3 protein-coding genes are annotated in these 2,412 nt (G+C 59.6%); 1 reads left to right on the forward strand and 2 read right to left on the reverse strand.

Going from position 1 to position 2,412, the window contains the following annotated elements; genetic code table 11:
- The coding region (locus CCN72_RS19415) for a DUF2267 domain-containing protein (RefSeq protein ID WP_143664136.1) at nt 1-273 on the forward strand (273 nt) is incomplete at its 5' end.
- Nucleotides 274-306: 33 nt separating this feature from the next.
- Here the strand turns inward: CCN72_RS19415 and CCN72_RS19420 are convergent.
- Both CCN72_RS19420 and CCN72_RS19425 read right to left on the reverse strand, forming a co-directional pair.
- The gene (locus CCN72_RS19420; RefSeq protein WP_143664137.1) at nt 307-1,281 is read right to left on the reverse strand and encodes a hypothetical protein; all 975 of its coding nucleotides are present in this window, start codon (nt 1,279-1,281) and stop codon (nt 307-309) included.
- 28 nt (nt 1,282-1,309) lie between these two features.
- Nucleotides 1,310-2,329 carry an SRA domain-containing endonuclease gene (locus CCN72_RS19425; protein ID WP_483027275.1) on the reverse strand — a complete coding sequence of 340 codons (1,020 nt, stop codon included), beginning with the start codon at nt 2,327-2,329 and terminating at the stop codon, nt 1,310-1,312.
- Between the last annotated feature and the right edge of the window lie 83 nt (nt 2,330-2,412).

The raw sequence follows: 2,412 nt of genomic DNA on the forward strand, positions 1-2,412 counted from the left end.
GCCCTGGCCCAGTCCCTCCCCCCGGAGGCCGGCCACCTGATCGCCGCCCAGATCCCACGCCCCCACCCCCTGACAGCCCGAGAATTCGTGGACGCGCTGTCCACCCAGATCCCCGACTCCACCTCGGCAACGGCCCGCTGGGACGTCAGCTCGGTCCTGACCGCGATCTCCACCACAATCGGCCCTGCCGTGACGGACCAGGTGCTGTCTCAACTGCCGCGGGGGTATGCGTTGTTGTTCGGGAGGGCGGAGCTGGCGGCGGCTATGGCGTGACTGCCTGACATGCACGTACGGGTGTCGGTTCCGCTAACTCGCAGCCGCGATATCCGTGGTCGACGGCAATGCAAAGTAAGGGGCAGGCCAGTCCACGGATCCATCTGAATCAGCTTGAGCCACATGCTGCAAGAGGAGGAAGGTGGGGTTTTGCAGTTGATGTTCGACGTCTTTGTTTACCAGGGGTGTTGTTATCGGTATCGAGGGATACTCTATGCCTAGCAGGCTGCATATGTGTTCGAGTTCTTTGTTCGTGTTCTCCTCGCCGAGGTTTCCCTTGAGGTAGTCGCGTAGGCGCGAGCAGATATCGAGCATCGCCTGTCCGCTCGCGGTGACTTGATAGATGCCGCCCTGAAGGCTCTCGCTCTCCAAGAAGCCCAGTATGAAGAGCCGTTCAGTCTCGTACTTCACGGCATTTGGATTTCTGTCTAGGTCCTTCGCGGTCCTGGTGTTGTTTCGGTATCCGTGCTTCTTGATGTAGGAGAGGATGGCGATCGGGAGGCCAGGGCGCTTGGCAGAGGCGAAGCGTGTGGTGTCCCGCGGGGTGAGGCCACCGAGAGTCACATGGAGGAGGAGATCCTTGGTGATCTCCTCCTTCAGGGCGTTGTAAATGGACTCCCTGATGTTCTCGTCCTTGGCCTCGAAGTCTGCCGGGACCCAGAAGACCCGCAAACGGGACAGGCGGTCCCGCATCGGTGTGTCGAGGTAGGACTGGGTCACCTCGGCAAAGCGGGAGCGGAGCTTGCTTTCGTGACGCGCGATATAGACGGCGGCTGCTATATCGCGCTCATTGAGCAGGGTTCTGAGATCCTTGTCGATTCCGTCGCCGCCATGCTTCCACAGCGTCTGCCCTACGATGACCTTCGACCAGTCTTGTTTGAGATCGCAGGAGAAGTCGAAGAGCTTGCGCTGGCCTTCGGTGTAGCCGAAGAGGCCAGAGTTCGACGCGCTCTCCATGATGCGGAGTGCTGCATTTGAGAGGTATTCATGCTCTGGTGAAGTTGACATGGTGACTCCAAGAGGGCGACGGGAGACCTTACTTGGCTGAGATTCTGGTGTAGCCGTTGTCTGTCTGATAGACGAGGTCGATTTCCTCAGTGTGAAGAAGGTCTATCAAGTCATCATGTGGCTGCTTTGGAAGCAGCGCAGTCAGCTTGGGGTGATGTGGCTTGATGTGCCGTACGTAGTCCTTGAGTTGGCCTATCGCCGCGCGTACCTCATCGCGGGAGCTCTCGCCCCGCACCGAATAGAGCTCATGCGTGGTGGCGTCGTAGAGATCAGTCTTGAGGATGGTGGTGGTGTTGGCGATCTTTATCGTGTAGGCAAAGACCTCGTGCCCTTGTGCGATGAGCTCCTTGAGGTACAAATTGCAGAAGTCCGACTGGCGGTGCTCCGCGATGACGCTGGGCTGAGCCGCGCGCCTGCTCTCCGAGGCCCGCCCCTTCTTCGGTGCGACCAGCCTCACCTCGGGCATCCTGGGCTCGGACAGCCTTGTCGCTGCGACGGACGCCAGAACCTTTTGTGCGACGGTCTCTTGTGCGGGGGTGATGGCATCCTTGGCGAGACGCTCGTACGCACCCTTGGGGCGTAGGCGGAAAACGATGATGCGGCGCTGTGCTTCATGCTCGCCGTGGGCTTCGCGTACGGTGTATGGCTGCTCGACATCCAAGATGAACTCGCCGATGTACCGCTGCTGCTTGGCGCCGGACTTCGAGCCGGGGACCCTGCCCTCCGCGACGAAGACGTGCAGGGCCTTAGTCTTCTCGGGGTCTGCGTGGTAAAGGACAGCAGCGTTTCGAGACCCCTTCTGGCCCATAAACGTTTGGTCTCCACTGGTGCCTTGGCCCGTGTACTCGAAGATCGGGCCAAGCTCGTCTTCTTCCGCCAGCCAGCCGTCCTCGTAGCCGTACTTCTTGCCGCTGTTGTGATCGACGTAAATGAGGATGTTTGGGGTGGTTTTGGAAGAAATGATCCCCCCTTGACTCCCTCCGCCGAACAGCTTGTCCATCTCTGCTCGTGTGGTCAGTTGCCCAGGGGTGATCGAAGGTATGCCCATACCTTGACGTTAACTGATCACTCTGACGCTGAAGAGGCTCGACTAGGGGCTGTTTGGGGTTCGGATCTTCGTGAGGCTCGATG

The sequence above is a fragment of the Streptomyces murinus genome (assembly GCF_002154555.1).
In the GTDB taxonomy this organism is placed as follows: domain Bacteria; phylum Actinomycetota; class Actinomycetes; order Streptomycetales; family Streptomycetaceae; genus Streptomyces; species Streptomyces murinus.